Origin of the sequence: Paraliobacillus sp. PM-2, assembly GCF_001368815.1 — a bacterium.
Lineage (GTDB): Bacteria > Bacillota > Bacilli > Bacillales > Amphibacillaceae > Paraliobacillus.
Genome location: NZ_CTEI01000001.1, coordinates 818,245 through 835,382 on the forward strand (window position 1 = coordinate 818,245; position 17,138 = coordinate 835,382).

A 17,138-nucleotide genomic window follows, 5' to 3' on the forward strand; every position below is an offset into this window, starting at 1 on the left:
TAGGTCAGTGTAATTATTCAATAACTCACGATGCTCGAATCATAGATAATATTGTTTTATTAAAGGTAGATTAATTGTTGAGATTAGGTATTCTTTTAATCAACAAACACAAATGGAGGTTGCAAAAAGAACCGTTACTTATGCAGTATGTGTTTTTTTATTCTCAAAAAGCTAATATTCAGCAGATTGAAATCGAATAAGAGAATACATTTAGTTTCATATTGGGCATGCATGCCATAAGCTATATTTGACATAATTTTTAAATTATGTTAATTTACTCTACGTTGGAAAATGTATGTAATTTAAGAAAAAATATTAAAGAAAGAGGTGAAATATAATATAATTATAAGTTTATTAGATTTTAGTGGCGAGAGGCTAGAGTCTAGCGTCCAGATACCCACTTAGTTTATAGTATGTGTACGCAAAAAAATGATAGAGGGAGAGTATTAACTTGAGAAAAATTACAGTAAGTATTTTGTCATTCTTAATGATTTTTTCCACATTAGCAATTCCGATTTCCGCAAATGAGTCAAATGAAACGAATGAGGAATTAGCTAGTCTAGCATTACCAATTGTTCAATCCTACGAAACTACCTCAAACGCTTCAACATGGGAAATGGGTGAATCAACTAGATTTGTCATACCAACTACAGATGAATACATAAATAATCCAAGGCTTAAAGAAGTTGTGGAGCTTGTAGCGGCAGAATTTTTAGAGAAAGAAATTCCAACAGCATCAGAAATTGAAAAAGTATATGCCGATGAATCTCAAACAACCTCTAAAGATATCGTTGTCACTTTAGAAAAAAATAAATCGATTACAGAGGAAAGTAATAGTGAAGACGCCTATAAAATTGAAATTGGATCGGATGGAATAAACATTGTTGCTGCATCAGAAAATGCTGTGCTTTATGCATTACGTACCATACAACATTTCATGATTACAAACAATAATCAATTAGTTTATGGAACGATTATTGATTATCCTGATTTAGCAGAACGTCGTGTTCACGTGGATACAGGTAGGAAGTATTTTACAAAAGAATGGATTATTCAACATATAAGAGAATTATCTTATTTGAAGATGAACACTTTACAGCTTCATTTTTCAGAAAATTTAGGATTTAGAATTGAAAGTGATTTTGACCAAGAAATAGTTTCTCAAGATGGCTATTTGAAGAAGTCAGAAGTAAAGGAAATTTTAGCTGAAGCTAAGAAATATGGCATTAATGTTATACCTTCTTTAGATACTCCTGGACATGTAGAGCATATTTTAAAAGTTCATCCAGAATATGGTCAAGTAGATGTGAATGGTAATAAAAGTGATATTGCATTAGATGTCACAAACCCTGAAGCGGTAGAATATATCAAAGGGCTTTATAGTGAATACATGGAATTGTTTGAAGGTTCTACTGATTTTCACATTGGTGGAGACGAATATATGGAGTTCGATAGAGACCCATTTATCTCTGATTATAAGCCCGTATTAAATGATTATGCAAAAGAAGCACTTGGCGAAGAATATATATGGAAAGATGTATTGGCAAATTATATTAATGAGATAGCAGCTCATGTATATGAAGGCGGATTCAAACCAAGAATTTGGAACGATGGTATTTATTATGGAGAAACAAATAAAAATTCATGGGAGCCAGTGGAACCAAAGCAAAAAATAGTCATGCATGATTATATTGGAATAGATTTCTGGTCACAAATGGGCTGGAATAAAAGTATTGCAAGACTTGATACATTTGTAGAGAAGGGTCACAAAGATATTTACAATGTAAATGCCAGTTTCTTTTATTATGTATTAAGGCCTACTAAGCCAGATGATGGAAGAGAGCAACATTCATTTGATTATTTAAATCAAGATGAGCGAATCTATAATGACTGGACACCGGGAACATTCCAAGATAATACTGTCCCTGATGATTCAGATTATATTAGAGGTGCATCTTTAGCTATCTGGAACGATAAACCAGACTTAGTAGGAGAAGATGTGATCACTCAAGATATCGCAAAAGAATTACGTTCTCTAGCATCTAAATCTTGGAATACCGCAAGTGCTGATTTAGCTAAATATGATGTATTTAAAAATAACTATGAAATGCTTGGTAATGTTGCTGGTTTTGCAAAAGGTAGCGAGTTACCTAATGTTCAACCAGTAAAACAGTTAGAGACAAATGAAGATGTTGATAAATCAAAGTTAGAGCAGGCCATTTCAAATGCAAATAATAAAGAAGAATCAAATTTCACCAAAGACAGTTGGAAAGATTTCTCTGAAGCACTAAAGCATGCGAAAAAATTGGTTGATAATGAAAAAGCAACACAAGAAGAAGTAAATCAAGCAGTTGATACCCTAAAAGAAGCGACTAAGCATCTAGTAGAAATTCCAGCAAAAGCCGTAGATAAATCAGAGTTAGAACAGGTTATATCAAAAGCTGATAAAAAGACTAAGGATGATTATACAGTTGAAAGTTGGAAAGCTTTCACAAAAGTCCTGAAAGATTCAAAAAAAGTTTATGAAAACGAATTAGTTTCTCAAAAAGAAGTAGATGAAGCAGTGAAGAATCTTAATAAAGCAGAAGAAGCATTAGAACGTTTGGCAGATAGGCATGAATTGCCAAATACGGCTACTAGTATGTTTAACTTTTTACTAATAGGTTCCTTATTGATTCTATCTGGCGTTTTCGTATTTATTCTTAAACGCAAAAAAACAAAAATGCTTTAATATCATATAGTGAGCGACCTTGCTAATACATGCAAGGTCGTTTATTTTATTTCTTTTTCAAGTGCCTGAGATAGGCCATTGATGAGGCAAATGCTGCTGTTCTTGCAGGGACGCCTTTTTTCATCAGGTTCTCTGTCGTTTCTTCAATTTTTTCGCCAGCGCCTTTGATTTTCAAATTAAGACCTCCTTTCCTTCTTATTATGTGTGGGGAAAGATATATCAATACGGCTTAAGCCTTTACTTAAGTAGTGGGGGGGGGACCGCTTGAGAAAGTTGACCTAATATCCTTTTCAATCAACTTTTATTCCTATCCATAAGCAGAACTTTAATACTAACATCACTGATCGCATTTCTAATATAAAAAGGTCATACATATGATAAATCCTTTATGGGAAAAATATAGTCTCGTGATAAAGGAGTGAACTTGAATGGGAAATGGAAAATTATCTTTTGATAATCTTAGTATTATTGTAACTGCTATCATCATGGGGACTTTTAGCTAGGGTATGTTTATTAAAAGAAAATTAATTGTCATTGCAAGCTGATGTTGTTCAATTGACAAATGGAGACTATATGATCATAAGAATTTAAACATTTATTCTTTTATCTTTTTGTTAGAAACAATATATATCATCTATAAGAGGATAGTGATATAATAATGACAGAATTTTTAAACAAAGGATTGGGGTAAATTGAAACGAATTATTCGAGTGAAGAACATTATTATCGGTCAAGGTAAACCAAAGATCTGTGTACCTATTGTAGGAAAAACAAGAGAAGAGATAGATGAAGCGGTGGAAGCGATAAAAGAGCATGAAGTTGATCTAGTAGAATGGCGAGTTGATTACTTTGAAGAGGTAACATCCATTCCTACTGTTATTCATGTGCTAAAACAAATTAGAAAAAAATTAGAACAAATCCCTATTATTTTTACCTTTCGAACAGTAAATGAAGGTGGAAATAAACCACTCGATCTACATACATATAAAGCATTGTATCAAGCTGTGATAAACACAAAGGATATTGACCTAATTGATGTCGAATTGTTTATAGGAGATAACACTCGAAATGATTTGATGGAAGAGGCAAAGCAAAATAATCTCATCGTTATTTTATCTAATCATGATTTTCATAAAACACCTTCTAAACAAGAAATTATTAACAGATTAACATCAGCTCAACAGTCTGGTGCGGATATTGCTAAAATTGCAGTAATGCCAAAAACTCCGAAAGACGTTTTGGTCCTACTAGATGCAACTTATACAATGATAGAAACAGATGCGAAAATCCCTATTATTACGATGGCAATGGATCAACTAGGTATATTAACACGAACGTCTGGAGAGATATTTGGTTCGTCCGTCACATTTGCTTCTGTTACCGAAGCATCGGCTCCTGGTCAAGTGAATATAACACAATTAAAAAAAATACTAACACTTTTTCATTAAATAATAGACAAGTGGGAAGATAATTTACTCGCTTGTCTTTTTTTAATAAGGTGTGTAATATATTCAATTAGGCAAAACAGAGATTATAAAATTAATCTATTCTACCTAATTTTTAAAATATATTGTAAGAGAATATGAAAACGAATTCAATGTTACACTATTTGAAATATAATTGTAATATTGATATAACACAATTGTTATCTATAGATGTTATACTATCCTTGTTGGAAAAAAGTACAGGTACTTTATTCCTACAAGATTTCTATTAGTTTATAACTGACACTATAATACTAACCTTATTCCTAAAAAATTAGATAATTATATACATAGAAAGAGAGTGTGGAAGCGAGTGAACAGTAAAAAAGTCTTAGCGGGTATAACAATTGCATTCGGATTAATGGTAAGTTCCCCATTAGCTAAAGAAATGGTACACGCCGAAACACAGACAGAAGTGACAGCAGAACGTTCTGAAATTCAAACCGAATTACAAAGTAAGAAACAAGAACTACAATCTATTCAAGCAGAGTTAATTCAATTAAATAATGATATTGAACGTGTTGACGAAGCAATTAAAGCAAATGAAGAAAAAATGGAAGAAACAAAAGAACAAATTAAAAAAGAAGAAAACGAAGTACATAAACTAGAAAAAGAAGTTAAAGCGTTAGAAAAGGACATTTCAAAGCGTTATGAAATTTTAAGAAATCGAGCTTCATCCTTACAAAAAAATGGAGGGTCGATTCAATATTTAGATGTTTTATTTGGTTCAACTAGTTTTAGTGACTTTATTGATCGAGTTGCAATTATTACTAAAATTGCGAAAGCTGATAATAGCTTAATAGAACAATATGAAGCAGACAAAAAAGAGGTTGAAGAACAAAAAGAAGTGATTGAGAAAAAACTAACAGAGTTAAATACGATGCAAGCAGAACTTGAAGCAATGCAGGATGATATTTTACTACAAAAGGAACAAAATGAAGCGAAAAAAGAAGAACTAGAAGAAAAAGAATCAGAAAGTTTAGCAATGATCAGTGAACTTGAGTTGGAAGATTTTGAATTAGCACAACTAGAAACGAATGCCCAGGCTCAAGTAGAATCAAATAATGAAGAGACAATTAAAGAGCATAGTGAACAAATTGATTCAGAACTGTTTAGTGGTGATGCTAAAAAGATTATTTCTGCAGGGTATAAATATATCGGGAATTCTAGTTATAAATGGGGAGGCGGACGTTCGGCTTCTGATATAGCGAGAGGATTATTTGACTGTTCAGGATATGTTTCATGGGCTTTCAAACAAAACGGTATATATTTACCACCAAGTACAAGATCCCTAGTTAATGTTGGAGAAAGAATATCACCAAGTCAAATGAAACCGGGTGATTTAGTGTTTTTTAACACGAATAGAGTGAATGGCCATGTTGGAATTTATGTAGGTGGGAATAAATTTATCGGTTCACAAAGCTCTTCAGGTGTTGATATTGCAAATATGGCAAGCGGCTATTGGGCACGCAATTTTACCGGACATGTACGTCGCGTCCTAAATTAATACGATAGTACTGCATTCACTTTTGCTTTAAATTTTAAATATTTGTTATAAAGAGATAACATAAAGGAGTTTGGATAACCAACCAAGCTCCTTTTTATGTTAAAAAAACCGTTCTACGTCAAATGACGTTGGTGAGTCTGAATAGTCAACTGAATAATTTTTGTTCACGTCCTAAAGTAGCTAAGCTGCTTTAGGACGTGTTTTGCTTTTCGTTCTACTGGTTTGAATTTAAAGTGCACCAGTATTCGGTTCTTGTAATTGGTGAAATTCGATAGCCATATGCGACTCGATTTAACACTTTTAGTTTATTAATCATTGTTAGAGGTTTTAAACTGATTCATGATCATGACGCGTGTTTTATTCATTGCTCTGGAAATGAGCTGGACAAGATGAAAGCGATCAATGATAATCTCCGCATTGGGAAATAGCTCTTTGATGACAGTAACGTAGCCAGCGTTCATCCTTCTTTTTCGATATGACAATGCGGACAATGTACTGCTTCATACGTTAATGTAGCGTGGATAAACTTACAGGTACGCCCTTTATATTCGTCAATCATGATGCCTTCTCCGTCGATATGAATATTTTCATCTTAAATATCTAACAGTTTTCTTGTAAAGTTTGTAATAGACAAGTGCATTCTTATAGCAAACATTTAAAAATGAAAGGCGCAGAGCGGAGGAAATAGGCGCGACTCCTGCAGGAACAGCGCGAGCTGAAGATCCACTCCTTTTACTTAAAAGGAATGTTAGACTAAGATCGTCACGTCCTGTGACAACGTCTAACTGACCCACTTCATGTGGCCCCGAAGCCGTGCCTGCGGAAAGCAAGCTTATTTCCGCAGCGCAACAAACATTATTCCTCGTCTTTTATAGATGTTCAAATAAAAATGACACCATCACTTAAAAGATAAATTTAAAAATGACGTTCGTGAGTTTTTTTGCTCACCAACGTCATTTATTGTACAACCAAAAAAACGGCTTGAATCAATCGATTTAAGCCGTTTTTTAATGTGCGCCCGGCATGGGTTATAACTTGGTGGTGAAAGTCCACTACAGGCTTGGCAGTAGGAACTGTTAGCCAATGGCAAGGGTGTCTATCGTGAGATAGAATCTGAAGGAAGTCGGAGGCAAAATCCCGAACTGACGAACAGAAATTGCATATAAGGCTGGCTTGGAACGGACGAGTTTGCATTACATAACGAAGTCCAATACTGCACGAATTCCATACAGTAAATGCAGCAGTTACATGGGAGGAAGGTTATAGCCCTTACCCGGGGAGGTCTTACAAGGGTCCCCGACAAGAGGAAAGGAACTTTCCACAGGGACAATCATGGCAGTGATGTTGTGATGAATTGTAAGAAGTCAGCAGAAGCCATAGTAGTCCTAAATGGATGAAGGGCTGAACAATAGTAATCTTGGAAACAGTGGAGGTGTGAGAAATGCAAAAACCACAGACAACGTTTAAAGACGGCTGCCCACAAGAGAATAGGATGGAATCCAAAGGTATAGTGGAAGTGTGCAGTATTTCTTGCGGTGAAACTGATAGAAGAGATGGTGTGTACAATCTTATTCATAAAATCGTTGGTCAAAATAATCTAAATAGAGCTTACAAGAAAGTAAAAGCCAACAAAGGTTCAGCAGGTGTTGATGGAATGGAAGTTGAAGAATTATACTCTTACTTAGTCCTAAATAAGGAGTTACTCATTTCCCGAATTACTAATGGCTCATACGAGCCACAACCTGTTAAACGTGTGGAGATAGACAAAGATGATGGTTCTAAAAGGAAATTAGGTATACCAACGGTTATTGACCGTTTTGTCCAACAAGCAATCCTCCAAGTTATAGAAGTAGATATTGACCCATCGTTCTCAGAATCTAGCTTCGGTTTTAGACCAAATCGTAGTGCACACGATGCAATGAAACAGGCAAAGCAACTCTACGAAAATGGCTACCGCACTGTAGTGGATATTGATATGAAACAATACTTCGACACCGTCAATCACGATAAACTTATGTATCACGTTGAAGAACATATCAAGGACTCAAAAGTCCTCCGTCTCATCAGAAAATTCTTGATGAGTGGAGTCTCCATCAATGGAGAAGTTTACCCAACGGAAGTGGGATGCCCTCAAGGTGGAAACCTTTCACCAATTTTGAGTAACATCTACCTTGACCAGCTGGATAAAGAACTAGAGAAGCGAGGGCACAGATTCATTCGTTATGCGGATGATTGTAATATCTATGTAAAAACGAGGAAGGCAGGAAATCGAGTGATGAATAGTATCACAAATTTCCTTGAAAATAGCCTAAAGCTGGTAGTGAACCGACAGAAGAGTGAAGTGGGAAGTCCAACGAAACGGAAGTTCCTGGGGTTTTGCATACATTCAACAAAAGCAGGTGTAGGCTTCCGACCACATCATAAATCTAAGAATAAATTTAAGAAGAAACTTAAACAATTAACCAAACGAAACCGTAGTGGTAGTATTCGTCAAATCATTAAAGAAATTAATGAAGTAACCACTGGATGGATTAACTACTATGGTATCAGCTATATGAAAGGCTATATCCAAAGCATCAATAAATGGATTAAGCGAAGAATTAGACAAATCATATGGAAGCGATGGAAGAAAGTTAGGACACGATACAAAAGTCTTATCAAATTAAAAATTCCCAAACAGAAAGCTTGGGAATGGGCTAACACACGAAAGGGATACTGGCACATAGCTTGTAGCCATATCCTACACAGAGCTATCAAGAATGAAATTCTCGAGAAAGTTGGCTTGAAAGACCTTAACCAACTCCTCGAGAAAACACACTCAAACTATTGAACCGCCGTGTACGGAACCGTACGCACGGTGGTGTGAGAGGTCGGATAATCAACTAATGATTATCCTCCTACTCGATTGTTCCTTTGAAAAGCTAGAAACATGAAAAGTAGTCATGATTATTCAATTCTATATTGCCTGAAATCCTTTCATTACATTATTCTTAATTGACTCTAAGTCAAATCCTTCAATTTCTTCTCTTGGAATGAAATGAGCTACTTTATCACCTGATAAAATGGCAATAGAAGGAGAAGAGGCTTCGATTCCTACAAAGTATTCACGCATCTTTTCTGTAGCTTCACGATCTTGTCCGGCAAATACTGTGACGAGATGATCTGGTTTTACCCCTTCTTCTAATGCAGCCAAAACGGCAGGTCTAGCTAATCCAGCTGCACAGCCACAGACTGAGTTCACTACTACTAAAGAGGTCCCTTCTATATTTGTCATAAAAGCTTCTGCTTCTTCTGCAGTTGTTAATTCCTTAAAGCCGGCACTAGTTAATTCATCCCGCATTGGTTGACTCATTTCCTTCATATATGCTTGAAATGGATTCATACGTTAAACTCCTTTATATTGAAGATTTCAATTAATCATTACCATAATCACACCATAATATAAATGGGGTTGTCAAGTATTGCTGATATCTTAAGAAAGTTTATAAAACATTAAATAAAAAATACTTCATTATTTCTTTATTTTGTCGAAAATAAAAGTAGTAATAAAGATGTGTTTTAAGATGCAGCTTATTGAATGGTTTATTAGCATAAAGATGTTACAACAGGAAGGATGAACCGTCATGCAGACAAAGAATATGAATGAAATAATTAAAGAGGTTTATAATGGCACCATTTTGACAGTGAAGAAGGTCATTCCTCTTAGCCCAAATATAGGTTCACCAGAACTTATTTCTCCTCCTCTGACAGTCAGCTTTGGAGTTTTAATTGGATTTACAGGAGATCTAAAGGGAGAATTAGTATTACAAGCAGACTCTTTTGTTTTTAATCATATTGGAGAGAAAATGTTTGGAATGCCACTATCAGAGGATATGTTAGATTCTTTTGCAGGAGAGTTGGGAAATATGATGGCTGGTAGTTTATCAACTTACTTGGCTAGTATTAAAATTAAAACAGATATAACTTATCCAACGGTATTAAAGGGAGACGCTCAGTTAACAGGATTTAAACGTTCTTTCTTCGTGACTATTCAATATGACACAGTAGGAAATCTAGATGTATATTTATTATTAAATCAATAATTATTCATTCATCTATTCTATTTATCTAGTAAGTAAAAAGCCTTCGATTATTTTGATGAAACATGGTATTATTTTCATAGGAAACATTATGCATATTAAATGAATAAAGGAGATAGCTGATGAGTATCGAAAAGTATATTGTATTTCAATTAAAAGGACAAGCTTATGCTGCCAGTATTCAACAAATTATTTCTATTGAATTGTTGCAAGAAGTAGTGGCATTGCCACAGGCTTCTGACTTTATTGATGGTATTACAACACTTCGTGGTGAAGTGGTTCCAATAATTGATTTAAAAACTCGAATGGGCCTATCCCGGTCGCAAAAAACAGATCAAACTAGAATACTACTATCCCATGTTAATAATGTGCAAGTTGGATTTGTAGTTGACGAAGCTAATGATGTGATTGATATCGATGCTTCTACTATTGAAGAAGCACCTACAACAATAAAAGGAGTAAATGGTGATTTCTTGAAAGGAGTTGCTAAATTTACTGATCGTTTATTACTGATTCTAGATTTAGAACACGTATTAAATTATGAAGAAGTAAGTAAAGTAAAACAGGTAATAGAAAAGTAATAGTAAAGGGAAGTGTTATTCATGGCAAGGATTTTAATTACAGATGATGCAGCGTTTATGCGTATGCAATTAAAAAATATCTTTACTTCATTAGGGCATGAAGTAGTGGGAGAAGCTGAAAATGGTAAGGTAGCTATTGATCTATATAATGAATTAAAACCTGATTTAGTTTCCATGGATATTACCATGCCAGAAATGAATGGTGTGGATGCAGTAAAAGCAATAAAAAAGAATGATCCTAATGCAACCATTGTCATGTGTTCTGCAATGGGGCAACAACAAATGGTACTGGAAGCGATTCAGTCTGGAGCGAAGGACTTTATTGTAAAACCATTTGATCAAGAGCGTATTCAACAAGCATTAAGTAAAATTTTTTCATAAATAAGAAAAGAATTCTTACTTTTCTTTCCTCAAATAATTTGTTATTAAGTTAATTTATATCTTTTTGTTCTTCTAAGAATAATTAAATAAAAGATGGAGTGGTACATATGAAGTTAAGAATAAATTTGTTTTTTAGCTTTCTACTCGTTGTTGTGTTACATAGTCTAGTAATGGTTTATACGATGTTTCAATTAAATAGTTTTTCTGTTCCAATTATTATAGGTCTATCGTTAGCGATAATTCTTAGTTTAACCATCGCACATTTTACCGCTCGCAGAATAGTTAAACAAGTTAGCCAATTAAAAAATAGATTAGAAATGATATCAAAAGATAATAGTACAGTACTACCAGAAGCTTATACAAAAAACAAAGAATTTTTTCAAATAAACGAACTAATTGATACGACATATGAAAAAGCACAACAAAAGCGTACATTTGTATCAAACGTATCTGATCAGATAGATAGTCAAAGTAAGTCCTTAGATCAAAGCAGAGATGTCTTAGAAAGAGACAGCCACAATATTACAACAATCTTGCATGAAATCTCTAGTGGTTCTGAAGAACAAGCCAACTCTGCTTCCTCATTAACAGAAACAATGCAGCAATTTACCAATACAATTATGAATGTTGTTCTAAATGGCGAAAATATTAAAGAGGAATCTAAATCAATGTTATCCATTACTGATGAAGGGACAAACTTAATGCATCAGTCCGTCGAAAAAATGGAGGTCATTGATCAAACCATTAAACAATCTTTGGATAAAGTAAAAGGATTAGACAGTATGACTGAAAAGATTACTAGCTTAGTAACAGTTATCCAGGGCATTGCAGAACAAACGAATATCTTAGCTCTGAATGCAGCGATTGAAGCAGCTCGTGCAGGGGAGCATGGACAGAGTTTTGCTGTCGTTGCAGATGAAGTCAGAAAACTAGCTGAACAAGTTAGTCATTCTATTACGGATATCACATACACAACAAATGGTATACAAGAAGAATCAAAGGCAGCAGTAGGGGTGTTAGAAAAAGGATATCAAGCAGTAAATGAAGGTTCATCCCAGCTTCAAACGACTGGATCTACGTTTGACCAACTCAAAAAGATTATTACGAATATAGGAACGGAAATTGAAGATATTTCTAACAATCTTTATGATGTGTTAGATAATACGAAAGTTATTAATGATTCCATTACGAATATAGCTTCTGTATCAGAAGAGTCAGCTGCTGGAATTGAGGAAGCTACAACATCTTCAGAGAACTTATCAAAATCAGTTAATAATATTAGAATTAGCCAACAAGAACTAGATAAAAAAATAAGCGAATTACTCTCACATTTTTAACGTGAAAGGCAGTCATTACCCATTGCTAATGACTGCCTTTTCGCTTTCTTTTCTGTTCAATTAATATGCATTGTAATCATATAAAACATGGTAATAACCTTCCCTCTCTTACATAAAGTTAAGAAGGGAGGGTGTATCTATGGAAAGAATTATTCAGCCAAAGCAGGTATATACGTATGAACAAATGTGTCTAGATTGTAATCGACTAATGGATAGGTATCCAAGTCTAATCTCTATGAAAACCATTGGCTATTCAGTCGGAAAACGAAAGCTCATTGCAATTAAACTCGGGAAGGGAGAAGATAAGATATTCATTAATGGTGCCCATCATGCTAGAGAATGGCTAACAACAACATTATTAATGGATATAATAGAAACATATGCAGAAGCAACTAATTCAACTTCCGCTTTTGAAACAGATAAAATTAAAGAAATACTGAATCAATGTTCTTTTTGGTTTGTTCCAATGGTAAACCCAGATGGCGTTACACTTGCTCAAAGTGGTTATCGATCTTTTAAACATAAAGATTTGTTAATCGAATGGAATAAAGGGTCCTATGATTTCTCCTCTTGGAAAGCAAATATAAGAGGTGTGGATTTAAATCGGCAATATCCCGCCGATTGGGAAACCATTCAGTCTGATCCAGGAATTCGATCTTGTGAAAATTTCAAAGGATATGAACCTTTATCTGAACCTGAGAGCTTAGCGATTTATCAATTTGTACAATCCCAATCAATTAAGCTAGCAGCCGCCTATCATTCATCGGGAGAAGAAATTTTTTGGAAATATAAAAGTGAAACTGAATTAGAAAAACGGTCTAAAGAGATTGCTCTACAACTAGCAAATGTAACTGGTTATAAGCTGATATATCCAAGTGAAAATCCAAGTGGTGGTGGTTTTACGGATTGGTTTATTAGCTATTATCAACGACCAAGCTTTACGATTGAAATCGCCCCTTATATTGGACCGAACCCTGTTCCATTGGATTATTACGCGTCTATTTATCAGCAAAATAAATATGTGCCGTTATTATTAGCTGAGAATAGAAATCTCTAGTTTTAAAAAATAAAGAAATGATTTTAAGCTGATCAAATATATTTGATTTCAGCTTTTTTTATATGTGTAAAATACATGATCATCTAATAATTGTCTTCATTTCTTTTATTAATTGATAACAAATAATAAATAACAATAGTTTCATTTTGCGTAGTATTTAATTGAAAAACAGCGATATTAAGAGAAAATAACGAATGACTGACGCTTACATGCGATTTTGTATTTTTTGTGACATATGGTATCATCCAATCTGTTCACAACGGTCCCGACTTTTATGAGAGTTAAAAGTCATAAAAAAATTAGAGAGAGGTGTCTTATTGACTATTTCAAACATAAAACAGGAATGGTTTAGTAATGTAAAAGGCGATATATTAGCAGGTATGGTTGTAGCTCTTGCTTTAATTCCAGAAGCAATAGCTTTCTCCATTATAGCTGGTGTGGATCCAATGGTAGGCTTATACGCTTCATTTTGTATAGCTGTTGTCATCGCATTTACTGGAGGAAGGCCAGGAATGATTTCAGCTGCTACAGCTGCAATGGCTTTACTAATGGGTACATTAGTAGCTGATCATGGTATACAATATTTATTTGCAACAACAATTTTAACTGGAATTATTCAATTTTTGCTAGGCATCGGTGGCGTAGCACGATTTATGAAGTTTATTCCACGATCCGTGATGATGGGTTTTGTTAATGCGTTAGCTATCTTAATTTTTGTTGCTCAGTTACAACACTTTGTAGGTGAAACATGGGTGATGTATGCAATGGTTGCAGGTGCATTGGGGATTATTTATATTCTACCGAGGCTTACTACTATTGTACCTTCACCATTAATCGCAATTATTGTTATTAGTGCAATTGCAATTTTTACAGGTAGTGGTGTTCGTACAGTTGGTGATATGGGAGAAGTAACACAAACATTACCGATGTTCTTGATACCTGATATACCTTTAACCTTTGGAACCTTGTCAATTATTTTCCCGTATGCTTTAGCGTTAGCAATTGTTGGTCTATTAGAATCGTTTTTAACTGCGCAAATTGTGGACGATATGACAGATACAAATAGTAACAAAAATAAAGAGGCAAAAGGGCAAGGATTTGCCAATGTGATTACAGGATTTTTCGGTGGAATGGCTGGTTGTGCTATGATTGGACAATCTGTTATTAATGTAAAATCCGGTGGGAAGGGAAGATTATCGTCTTTAACTGCTGGTATATTTTTAATGATACTCATTTTAGTATTTAATGATCTACTGCTTCAAATTCCTATGGCAGCACTTGTAGGTGTGATGATTATGGTATCCATTGGAACATTTGATTGGAGCTCATTGATCACGATACACAAGATGCCAGTAACCGATGCAGTAGTAATGGTTGTAACTGTTGGGACGGTTGTTTATACACATAATTTAGCTATAGGTGTATTAGCTGGGGTTGTATTAAGTGCTATTTTCTTTGCGGCAAAAATTTCAAAAGTACATGTCAATGCGATGATGGTTGAAGGTGGTAAGAAAAAAATCTATAAAATATCTGGACAACTTTTCTTTGCATCTGTTACAGAGTTGGTTGAACAATTCGATTTCAAGGAGAGTGTCGAATACATTGAATTAGATTTAAGTCAAACGCACCTTTGGGATGATTCTGCTGTTGGTGCTATTGATAAAATTGTTCTGAAATACAAAGAGAATGGCCAAAAAGTAAACATCGTTGGTTTAAATCAGGAAAGTAATGCATTAGTCGAAAGGCGTGCAATATTTGATAAAGTGAATGCGAAAGTAGCAAATCATTAAAGATATGATAGCTCAGTTTTTATTTGCAATAGTTATGCAATAAAAGCTGGGCTGTTTCTGTTGAAATTTAAACGGATAGATTGTCTTCTTTTTAGTACGAAGTAACAAATGGTAAAAGAAACAATGATATAAAAATGGATCAACGGAGAAGGAAGGCAAAGACGATAAAACATGTTATAATTAGAGAAAATAAAAAGCGGATTGGAGAATGTGAGATGTATAATCATATCTTATTAGCTTCTGATGGTTCGGAACACGCTATTCGTGCATGTGAAAATGCAATTATGTTAGCCGGCAAGAATCCAAATGCAACAATTACTATTGTTTATGTAGTAGATGGAGCTACTTCAAAGACAGATGTATTACATCATTGGAATGCAATTGACCTTGATCAAAGCAGAAAAGAGAAATTAACAATCACAGAACGAAAATTAAAACAACAAAACATTCCATATGAGATAAAGATTTTACATGGAGAACCGGGGCCAGCAATTGTTAAGTTTGCCAATGAAAACAAAGTAGATATTTGTGTGATTGGTAGCCGAGGATTAAATAGTCTTCAAGAAATGGTATTAGGAAGTGTTAGTCATAAAGTAGCTAAGCGCGTAGAGTGTCCTGTTTTAATTGTAAAATAATCATTTCTCAAAGGGAGATGAAAAAGCGTGATGTGCAATTAATTGTACGTCACGCTTTTTCATCTGTTTATGATCTAGTAAAAACCATAAATTTCATTAATAAGAAACTCGTAGCTGAAGACAAAAACATTGCAGCTCCTTTAGCAATATTTTGTATAATAAATTTAGAAAACGGCATTAGAGTTTGATCTTCTAATAATTCGAAAACCCCTAAAAATACTAAATTACTTACACCAAGTGCAATAATTGCTTGGGTAATAAATAAAATTAATTCTTTTCTACTAAAAAATGCGCGGTGTCGAAAGGTGTACTTCGTATTCCATATATAACTATTTAAGATAGCTAATACATAAGAAATCGTATTAAATAATAATAAAATGGTATGGTTAGTGGATGGCCAAATAGCTAATAGAATATTAAGTGAAATAATATCTACTATCGCATTACTTCCCCCAATCGCACTAAATTGAATTACTTGCCATTTAAGTTTTTTTGCCATTGCTTCTGTCGTCCTTCATTAATTGGATTGGATAGAAAGAGGTTTGACTAATCTGCATTTAGGATACACTTTACTAAGTAAGATTTCAAATCCATTCTAAAGGAGGACTTATAAAGCATGCAAATAAATAAACAGTGGAACAAATTGCAAGCATTGGAGTTAACGAAGCCAGATAGTGTGTTGACGATGTATGTAAACACAGATCCGGCTGATCCAGACCAACAAGGTGGAGAATGGAAGATCCAGTTAAAAAACGGATTGAATAGTTTTGAAAATTACTTAAAACAAGATAAAGACAAAGACGAATTGAAAAAATACCAGGTCATTCGTGAAAAAATAGAAGCGTTCTTTGATGAGAATCAAAAAGAGTTAAAAAAAGGTGTCGTTATAATTGCTGCATCAGATAACTCTTTTTGGTTAGCGGAAATATTGCAAGTACCTGTTGAAACTAATTTTTATTGGCAAGAGACACCAGTTATTGACCAATTAGAGCACATATATAGTAAATATCCAAGATCAGGTATTGTCTTAGTACAGCAAAATCAAGTAAAGACAATAGAAACAGAGTTAGGGGAAGTTAGAGAGATTAAACAATTTGAATTGGATCTTGATACGGAAGATTGGCGTCCATATGCTGGCCCACATCGTGCAGATGCAAGCATGGGCAAAGGCGGTAGAAATACACAAACAGATCAATTTCAAAAAAGGTTTAAGGCAAATCAAAAACGATGGTATAAAAGCATTGCTCCATCATTAGATAAACAAGCAAAAGATAAACAATGGGAAAAAATATTTATTGCTGGTGAGAAAGAAGAAGCAAATGATCTTGCTGAATATATGCAAAAGAATATTGAAAAAGTATCCCATCAAAATATCTTAGACCATGAGGAACATCATGTAATAGAAAAAATCGTTGGATGAAGACAAAAAGAGGCTGGGACAATATAACATTTCTCTTTTTAAAACACGAACAATTAAGTTCTGCAACAAAACGAACACCGCTGTGGAAATAAGCTCCCTTTCCGCAGGCACGGCTTCAGCTAACTCCTTAAAGCAC

General features: G+C 34.3%; 15 protein-coding genes and 1 pseudogene. 12 read left to right on the forward strand and 4 right to left on the reverse strand.

Annotation, left to right across the window (positions count from 1 at the left end; all coding sequences use genetic code 11):
* Positions 1-451 precede the first annotated feature (451 nt).
* The gene (locus tag BN1058_RS03675; RefSeq protein WP_090853023.1) at positions 452-2,731 is read left to right on the forward strand and encodes a family 20 glycosylhydrolase; all 2,280 of its coding nucleotides are present in this window, start codon (positions 452-454) and stop codon (positions 2,729-2,731) included.
* Positions 2,732-2,777: 46 nt separating this feature from the next.
* Here BN1058_RS03675 and BN1058_RS14470 read toward each other — a convergent pair whose 3' ends face one another.
* Positions 2,778-2,906 (reverse strand): hypothetical protein, encoded by a 129-nt coding sequence (locus BN1058_RS14470; protein ID WP_255306975.1) that lies wholly within the window; start codon positions 2,904-2,906, stop codon positions 2,778-2,780.
* A 517-nt stretch (positions 2,907-3,423) separates the two neighbouring features.
* Here BN1058_RS14470 and aroD point away from each other — a divergent pair.
* Positions 3,424-4,179 (forward strand): type I 3-dehydroquinate dehydratase, encoded by a 756-nt coding sequence (aroD, locus tag BN1058_RS03680; RefSeq protein ID WP_090853026.1) that lies wholly within the window; start codon positions 3,424-3,426, stop codon positions 4,177-4,179.
* Positions 4,180-4,528: 349 nt separating this feature from the next.
* Complete coding sequence (locus tag BN1058_RS03685) at positions 4,529-5,722, forward strand: coiled-coil domain-containing protein (RefSeq protein WP_255306976.1); 1,194 nt, start codon at positions 4,529-4,531, stop codon at positions 5,720-5,722.
* A 317-nt stretch (positions 5,723-6,039) separates the two neighbouring features.
* On the opposite strand, the pseudogene BN1058_RS03690 reads toward BN1058_RS03685, so the two are convergent.
* A pseudogene (locus BN1058_RS03690) lies at positions 6,040-6,171 on the reverse strand (transposase); the annotation flags it as partial.
* A 992-nt stretch (positions 6,172-7,163) separates the two neighbouring features.
* Here BN1058_RS03690 and ltrA point away from each other — a divergent pair.
* Positions 7,164-8,552 (forward strand): group II intron reverse transcriptase/maturase, encoded by a 1,389-nt coding sequence (gene ltrA, locus BN1058_RS03695; protein WP_090853030.1) that lies wholly within the window; start codon positions 7,164-7,166, stop codon positions 8,550-8,552.
* Positions 8,553-8,678: 126 nt separating this feature from the next.
* Here ltrA and BN1058_RS03700 read toward each other — a convergent pair whose 3' ends face one another.
* Positions 8,679-9,104 (reverse strand): BrxA/BrxB family bacilliredoxin, encoded by a 426-nt coding sequence (locus tag BN1058_RS03700; protein WP_090853033.1) that lies wholly within the window; start codon positions 9,102-9,104, stop codon positions 8,679-8,681.
* 241 nt (positions 9,105-9,345) lie between these two features.
* On the opposite strand from BN1058_RS03700, the gene BN1058_RS03705 reads away from it, so the two are divergent.
* The 7 genes from BN1058_RS03705 to BN1058_RS03735 all read left to right on the forward strand — a co-directional run bounded on the left by BN1058_RS03705 (position 9,346) and on the right by BN1058_RS03735 (position 15,582).
* Positions 9,346-9,804 carry a chemotaxis protein CheX gene (locus BN1058_RS03705; RefSeq protein ID WP_090853036.1) on the forward strand — a complete coding sequence of 153 codons (459 nt, stop codon included), beginning with the start codon at positions 9,346-9,348 and terminating at the stop codon, positions 9,802-9,804.
* A gap of 119 nt (positions 9,805-9,923) precedes the next feature.
* Entirely contained in the window at positions 9,924-10,382 is a 459-nt protein-coding gene (locus BN1058_RS03710; protein ID WP_090853038.1) for a chemotaxis protein CheW, read from the forward strand.
* 21 nt (positions 10,383-10,403) lie between these two features.
* Entirely contained in the window at positions 10,404-10,763 is a 360-nt protein-coding gene (locus tag BN1058_RS03715) for a response regulator (protein WP_090853041.1), read from the forward strand.
* Positions 10,764-10,870: 107 nt separating this feature from the next.
* The gene (locus BN1058_RS03720) at positions 10,871-12,100 is read left to right on the forward strand and encodes a methyl-accepting chemotaxis protein (RefSeq protein WP_090853044.1); all 1,230 of its coding nucleotides are present in this window, start codon (positions 10,871-10,873) and stop codon (positions 12,098-12,100) included.
* Positions 12,101-12,239: 139 nt separating this feature from the next.
* On the forward strand, positions 12,240-13,157 hold the full coding sequence (locus tag BN1058_RS03725) for a M14 family metallopeptidase (protein ID WP_090853046.1): 918 nt from the start codon (positions 12,240-12,242) through the stop codon (positions 13,155-13,157).
* Between the two features lie 317 nt (positions 13,158-13,474).
* Complete coding sequence (locus tag BN1058_RS03730) at positions 13,475-14,947, forward strand: SulP family inorganic anion transporter (RefSeq protein WP_090853049.1); 1,473 nt, start codon at positions 13,475-13,477, stop codon at positions 14,945-14,947.
* 215 nt (positions 14,948-15,162) lie between these two features.
* Positions 15,163-15,582: a universal stress protein gene (locus tag BN1058_RS03735; protein ID WP_090853052.1), complete on the forward strand. Its 420-nt coding sequence runs from the start codon at positions 15,163-15,165 to the stop codon at positions 15,580-15,582.
* 67 nt (positions 15,583-15,649) lie between these two features.
* Here the strand turns inward: BN1058_RS03735 and BN1058_RS03740 are convergent, their stop codons facing one another.
* A complete protein-coding gene (locus BN1058_RS03740; RefSeq protein WP_090853055.1) occupies positions 15,650-16,081 on the reverse strand; it encodes a GtrA family protein in 432 nt (143 codons plus the stop codon).
* 117 nt (positions 16,082-16,198) lie between these two features.
* Here BN1058_RS03740 and BN1058_RS03745 point away from each other — a divergent pair, with 117 nt between their 5' ends.
* Positions 16,199-17,002: a VLRF1 family aeRF1-type release factor gene (locus tag BN1058_RS03745; RefSeq protein WP_090853058.1), complete on the forward strand. Its 804-nt coding sequence runs from the start codon at positions 16,199-16,201 to the stop codon at positions 17,000-17,002.
* Positions 17,003-17,138: the final 136 nt, after the last annotated feature.